Source organism: Pseudoduganella sp. OTU4001 (assembly GCF_038440195.1).
GTDB lineage: Bacteria > Pseudomonadota > Gammaproteobacteria > Burkholderiales > Burkholderiaceae_D > Rugamonas.
Genome location: NZ_JASATG010000068.1, coordinates 1 through 6,733, shown reverse-complemented (window position 1 = coordinate 6,733; position 6,733 = coordinate 1). Strand labels below are relative to the sequence as shown.

5 protein-coding genes and 1 pseudogene are annotated in these 6,733 nt (G+C 66.0%); 2 read left to right on the top strand and 4 right to left on the bottom strand.

What is annotated here, in order from left to right; translation table 11 throughout:
• Positions 1 to 2,580: response regulator (locus AAHE99_RS26600; protein WP_342120970.1), on the top strand; the 2,580-nt coding region annotated here is incomplete at its 5' end.
• Between the two features lie 4 nt (positions 2,581 to 2,584).
• A complete protein-coding gene (locus AAHE99_RS26595) occupies positions 2,585 to 4,672 on the top strand; it encodes a putative bifunctional diguanylate cyclase/phosphodiesterase (RefSeq protein WP_342120969.1) in 2,088 nt (695 codons plus the stop codon).
• Here the strand turns inward: AAHE99_RS26595 and recR are convergent.
• The 4 genes and pseudogenes from recR to AAHE99_RS26575 form a co-directional block, all read right to left on the bottom strand.
• Entirely contained in the window at positions 4,652 to 5,242 is a 591-nt protein-coding gene (recR, locus tag AAHE99_RS26590) for a recombination mediator RecR (RefSeq protein ID WP_342120968.1), read from the bottom strand. The genes AAHE99_RS26595 and recR overlap by 21 nt on opposite strands.
• A gap of 4 nt (positions 5,243 to 5,246) precedes the next feature.
• The gene (locus tag AAHE99_RS26585; protein ID WP_342120967.1) at positions 5,247 to 5,537 is read right to left on the bottom strand and encodes a YciI family protein; all 291 of its coding nucleotides are present in this window, start codon (positions 5,535 to 5,537) and stop codon (positions 5,247 to 5,249) included.
• A gap of 9 nt (positions 5,538 to 5,546) precedes the next feature.
• A complete protein-coding gene (locus tag AAHE99_RS26580; RefSeq protein WP_342120966.1) occupies positions 5,547 to 5,873 on the bottom strand; it encodes a YbaB/EbfC family nucleoid-associated protein in 327 nt (108 codons plus the stop codon).
• A 37-nt stretch (positions 5,874 to 5,910) separates the two neighbouring features.
• Positions 5,911 to 6,733 (bottom strand): annotated as a pseudogene (locus tag AAHE99_RS26575) (DNA polymerase III subunit gamma/tau); the annotation flags it as partial.

Here is a 6,733-nt window from a genome sequence, read left to right as displayed (position 1 = left end):
AAAGAGCCTGACCCCAAGGTGGACACGGCCCCAGCCATAGCGCCGGCTGATCTTGGCAGCGAGCGGGCCGAGCATGTTGGTCCGCCGTGGGCGCCGCTGCTGCGGCTTTACCGCCCGGTGCGGGTGCGCCAGCATGTGATCGGGGCGGTAATGATTGAAGCCGGCCAGGCTTCGCTCTGGCTCGGCATCCTGCGCAACCTTGGCATCACGGCGGCGGCCACCGGTGCCACGTTCTGGCTGGCGCTGGTGCTATCGGCCCGCTTCCGCAATGGCATCGCGCAGCCCATTGCGCAGCTGATCGCGGCGGCGGATAAGGTCACCTCCAGCCAGACCTACGCGCAAGTCCAGCACGAGCGCCGCGACGAACTGGGTACCCTGATCGACAGCTTCAACGGCATGCTGGCGCAGATTGAAAGCCGCGACGGCAAGCTGGCGCAATATCGCGGCGAGCTGGAACGCCAGGTCAGCATCCGCACCGCGCAGCTGGAGAAGGCCAAGGATTCCGCGGAAGCGGCCAGCCAGGCCAAGAGCGCCTTCCTGGCCAATATGTCGCATGAAATCCGCACGCCGATGAACGGGGTGCTGGGCATGGCGGAGCTGCTGGCGGCGACCGAGCTGACCGAAACCCAGCGCCATTACACCAGCATGGTGCGGCGTTCGGGCGAGCACCTGCTGGTGATCATCAATGACATCCTCGATTTCTCCAAGGTGGAAGCGGGCAAGCTGACCGTCGAATACATCAACTTCAACCTGCGCGAGCTGCTGGACGATATTGAGCATGTGTTCGCGCCGCAGGCGCAGGCCAAGGGCATCGAGATGGAGTTCGCGGTGGCGAACAATATCCCGCTGGCGATCTGCGGCGACCCGAACCGGCTGCGCCAGGTCATCGTCAACCTGCTTGGCAATGCGGTGAAGTTCACGGACCAGGGGCGCATCGTGGTGGCCGTGCGGGTGGCGGAGGAAGATGCGCAGACCGCGCGCCTGCGGGTGGAGGTGCGGGATACCGGCATCGGGGTGGCGCGCGAGGCGCGTACGCATATTTTCGATTCTTTCTCCCAGGGCGACGGTTCCACCACGCGCAAGCATGGCGGCACCGGGCTTGGGCTGGCGATTTCCAAGCAGCTGGTGGAGCTGATGGGCGGCTCGATCGGGGTCGATAACGCGTTGGGGCGGGGTTCGGTGTTCTGGTTCACCGTGCAGTTCGATAAGCGGCGGGTCGATGCGGATGATGCGGGGTTCCAGCAGAAGCCGACCAAGGGCTTGCGCGCACTGGTGGTCGACCGCGATCCTGCGCGTGCGCTGGCGCTGCAACGCCTGCTGGGGCGGTGGCATCTGCAGGGCCAATGCGCGCCCAGTTCGGCCGATGCCCTGCGCGAATTGCATGCGGCGGCGCGGCGTGGGGCGGCTTACGACGTGGCGGTGCTGGATATGGGGCTGGATGATATTGGCGGGCTGGCGCTGGCGGCTGAAATCAAGTCCGATGCCGATATTTCCTCGGTGCGCGTAATCCTGCTCGCTTCGGAGCGCGATGCTGCGGATCCAGTGCAGCGCCGTGCGGCGGGTGTGGCGTTTCAGCTGATCAAACCCGTTCGCGAGCCGGACTTGTACGACTGTATCGTTACGCCGGCGCGCTCCAACGAAGGGGTGGGTGCGGCGGCATTGGCGGGTGCGGTGATCGCGCACGCTGTCCCGCGCGGGCGTTTGGGCCAGGGACCGGCCTTGCGTCCACGCGCGCTGCTGGCGGAGGATAATCCGGTCAATGTGGAGGTGGCTTCGGCCATGCTGCGTGGGCTGGGCATGGAGGTGGCCTGCGCTGCCAATGGGGAGGAGGCGCTGGCTGCCGTGCGGGCGGGCGATTATGACCTGGTGCTGATGGACTGCATGATGCCGGTGATGGACGGCATGGCGGCCACCGCTGAAATCCGCCGCCTGGAGCAGCAGCGCGGCCGCGCGCGTTCTACACCGATCGTCGCCATTACCGCCAATGCTTTGCAGGGCGACCGCGAACGCTGCCTGGCAGCGGGCATGGACGACTACATCAGCAAACCGTTCTCACAACAGGCGCTGGCCGACACCCTCGGCCGCTGGATCGCCCTGCCCCGCGCCGCCCCCAGCGCCATTTACCCTGCGTCGGCCACGGCAACGACCACCGCAGTTGCCGCCACGAGCACCACTGCCATCCCGGGCGCCGCATTGCCGTTAGCCGCCGCGACGGGCGCGCCGGCAACCTTCCTCAATCCACTCGCGCTGGACGCCATCCGCGCCCTCAGCGCAGGGCAAGGCGATGCCCTCCTTCAGCGCGTACTGGCCGCCTTCCTGCAGGACACTCCACGCCAGCTCAGCGCACTGCGCGAGGCAATCCAGGACGGCAACACAGACGCCATACGCAAAACCGCCCACAGCCTGAAATCCAGCGCCGCCAACATCGGCGCCGACCTGCTGGCAAGGCAGTTCAAAGAAATGGAGCAACTGGGCCGCGCCGGACAGACCAACGGAGCGGCGGACCTGCTGGCGCAACTGGAGCGCGAGTTCCAGTCAGTGCGGCAATCGCTCAGCACCATCCTGGCGAAGGGAGCATGACATCATGGCAGCGCTGTATTCCCCCAAACGCGGCACCGTGCTGGTGGCGGACGACGACCCCGTCATGCGCCTGTTGATGCTGGAGATGCTGGCCCAGGTCGGCCTCGACACCGTGGAAGCCAGCGACGGCCGCGCGGCCATCGCCAGCTTCCGCGACAACGCCCCCGACCTGGTGCTGCTGGACGTCGACATGCCCCTGCTGGACGGCTTCTCCGTCTGCCGCGCCATCCGCAAGCTGGAAGGCGCGGCCTCCGTCCCCGTCATCATGGTCACCGGCGGAGACGACCTGCAAGCCGTGACCCAAGCCTACGAAGCCGGCGCCACCGACTTCGTGTCGAAGCCGATCAACTGGCCCATCCTCGGCCACCGCGTGCTGTACGTGCTGCGCGCCAGCGACGCCATCTCGCGCCTGCGCATCGCCGACGCCCATAACCGCGCCGTGCTGGCCGCCATCCCCGACACCTTCTTCCGCCTCAGTGCCGACGGCTACTATCTCGATTACGAAGAAGGCCACGAGCCCGGCGCCGATTTCGCCAGCCGGGAATGCGTGGGCCGCCATATCCGCGACGTGCTGCCGCCCGCCATCGCCACCCGCATGCTGGACCAGCTATCGGCCGTGCTGCACTCGACCTCCGTGCATTCGGTGGACTACGAGCTGACGCGCGACGGCATCAGCCACCACTTCGAAGCGCGCCTGGTCGGTACCGCCGCCGGCGAGGTGCTGGGACTGGTGCGCGACATCAGCGAACGCAAACGCACCGAAGAACAGATCCGCAAGCTGGCCTACTGCGACAGCCTGACCGGCATCCCCAACCGGCAAGCCTTCCTGGAAACGCTGGAACGCGAACTGGCGCGTTCCCAGCGCGAACAGCGCAAGTTCGCCATCCTGTTCATGGACCTGGATTCGTTCAAGCGCATCAACGACACGCTGGGCCACAATGTGGGCGACCTGCTGCTGCAGATTGTCACCGAACGCCTGCGCGAAACCATCCGGCCGAGCGATGCCCTGTGCAGCCTGGCGCGCTTGGGCGGCGACGAATTCACCATCCTGCTGCCCGATATCGAGCGCGTGGACGATGCCCTGGCGGTAGCGCACCGCGTGAAGGACGCCATGCGCCGTCCCTTCACGCTGGAAGGCCACGAGATCTTCGTCACCGCCAGCATCGGCATTTCGCTCTACCCGGAGGATGGCGAGGACTGCACCTCCCTGCTCAAGTTCGCCGACACCGCCATGTACCACGCCAAGAACTGCGGCAAGAACAACGCCAAGCTTTACAGCTCCTCGCTGACGATGCAGATCATGAGCCACGTCAAGCTGGAAGTCGGCCTGCGCAAGGCCTTGCAGAACGACGAGCTATACCTGCTCTACCAGCCGCAGGTCGACGTGCCCAGCAGCAGCCTGGCCGGCGTCGAGGCGCTGGTGCGCTGGCGCCATCCAGAACACGGCGTGATTCCGCCCAATGAATTCATTCCCCTTGCCGAGGAAACCGGCCTCATTGTGCCGATCGGCGAATGGGTGCTGCGTACCGCCTGCGGCCAGGCGCGCGCCTGGCAGCGCGAATTCCAGCGCCCGATCCGCATGGCCGTCAACCTGTCGGCGCGCCAGTTCAAGGATGAAAACCTGGCGCAGATCGTGCTGGCCGTGCTGCAGGAAACCGGCCTCGATCCCGGCTTGCTGGAACTGGAGCTCACCGAAGGCACGCTGATGGACAATGCGCTCGCCACGCTCGCGACCCTTGAACAGCTGCGCGGCATCGGCGTCTACCTCTCGATCGACGATTTCGGCACCGGCTACTCCTCCATGAGCTACCTGAAACGCTTCGACGTGCGCGCGCTTAAAATCGACAAGAGCTTCATCAGTGGCCTGCCGCAGGACAGCGAAAATGCCGCCATCACGCGCGCCATCATCGCCATGGCGCACGGCCTGAAAATGGTGGTGGTCGCGGAAGGCGTGGAAACCCGCGAGCAGCTCGACCTCTTGAAACACTACAGCTGCGACATGGCCCAAGGCTACCACCTCGGCCGCCCCGCCCCACCCGACACCATCAGCCAGATGCTGGCCTGCGCCGGATCAGGTGCTGCGGCGGTCTAGCATGGCGCGGGCGATGGTGCCGGCATCGACGTATTCGAGTTCGCCGCCGACCGGTACGCCGCGCGCCAGGCGCGTCACGGCCAGGCCGCGGGCTTTCAGCATTTCGCTGATGTAGTGGGCGGTGGCTTCGCCTTCGTTGGTGAAGTTGGTGGCCAGGACCACTTCTTCCACCACGCCGTCGGCGGCGCGCGCCAGCAGCTTCTCGAGGTGGATGTCTTTGGGGCCGATGCCGTCCAGCGGCGACAGGCGGCCCATCAGCACGAAGTACAGGCCCTTGTAGGTCAGCGTGGACTCAATCATCGCCTGGTCGGCCGGCGTTTCGACCACGCACAGCAGGCGCTTGTCGCGCGTCTCGTCGGCGCAGGTGTCGCAGATGTCGGTTTCGGTGAAGGTGTTGCACAGCGCGCAGTGGTGTACCTGCTCCACCGCCTGGTACAGGGCGCGCGACAGCATGGCGGCGCCTTCGCGGTCGTGCTGCAGCAGGTGGAAGGCCATGCGCTGGGCCGATTTGGGGCCAACGCCGGGCAGGCGGCGCAGCGCCTCCGTCAAGAATTCAAAGGACTTCGCCATTGGATCAGGCTTGCTTGAAGGCGCTCAGGAAATCGGCCGTCATGGTAGGGACGAATTCGGTGATCGTGTAGCTGGCGGCGCCCGCTTCGTTGAAGGGGTCGAGCTCGACCACCGCCTCGATATCTGCCCGGCTGTCGGCCGTGGCAAGGATGATGCCGCCGGTACGCGGCACCTGGCGTCCAGACATCAGGAATATGCCGTTGGCATACTGCTCGCGCAGGTACTCGCGGTGCGCTGCGAGGAGCTTGTCGATCTCCTCGGGCGGCTTCAAGTACGTGAGCGTGATGATGAACATGGCGTTTCTTTAGAACGGCATCTTGAAGCCTGGTGGCAGCGGCAGGCCGGCGGTCAGGCCGCTCATTTTTTCGGAAGCGGTCGCTTCGGCCTTGCGCACGGCGTCGTTGAAGGCTGCTGCAACCAGGTCTTCCAGCATGTCTTTGTCGTCGCCCAGCAGGGACGGGTCGATCGAGACGCGCTTGACGTCGTTCTTGCAGGTCATGACGACCTTCACCATGCCGGCGCCGGACTGGCCTTCAACTTCGATCAGGGCCAGCGATTCCTGGGCCTTCTTCATATTGTCCTGCATGGCTTGCGCTTGCTTCATCAGGCCTGCCAGTTGGTTCTTCATCATGATGTGGTTCTCCGTATTTCGGTGTTGAGTATTGGGTTCAGTGCGCGGGCGTCATCGGCGCCACGATCGAGCCGGGCACGATGAAGGCGCCGAAGTCGCGCGCCATGGCTTTGATAAACGGGTCGGCCGCGACAGCGTCTTCCGCCGCGCGCTGGCAGTTGTCGCGGTGGATCTGGGCTTCCACGCTGGTGGTGTACCAGGCTTTGCCGATCTCGGTGTCGACGCGGGTTGGGCGGCCGAAGCGCTCGTTCAACGCGCCGGTCAGTTTTTCCACGTTGGCCGGGGTGGCCCAGGTCTCGATCGGGCAGCGGATGCGGAATACGGCCATATTGCCGTCGAAGCCGCAGCTAACCAGTTCGGCCTGGGTGGCCAGCTGCTGCGCCACGCCGCGCAGCGGCAGGTGGGCGGCCAGCTTTGGCCAGTTGCCGTCCCACTCCAGTTCAGGGACTGGGGTGATGACGTATTCGTATGGCGCTTTGGCTGGCGCGGCGGCGCGTGGTGCGGATTGCGTCATGCCGCCGATGTGGTCGGCGCCTGCGGGTACTGCGGATTCTTCCGAGAAGCCGGTGACCCAGGGTGGGAGGTCGTCGTCTGCCTGGGTTTGCGGTGGGGCTTCCATCACGGCGGCGCCGCCCTGCTCTTCCCATGGTGCTGCGCTTGGCACGGACGATGCACTTGCGGCGGGGGCGTCTTCCCACGGTGCGGGTGCGCGGGCGGTGGCCTGCGCGGCAGGGGCGTTGTAGGCAGCGCTTGGCGCGGTCGGTGCAGGTGCGCCGGATGTGGCGGCGCGCATTGCGGCGGCGGCCGGCGACATTGGTGCGGCGGCGGGGGCTTGGGCCGACATGGCCGGGACGCGGGGT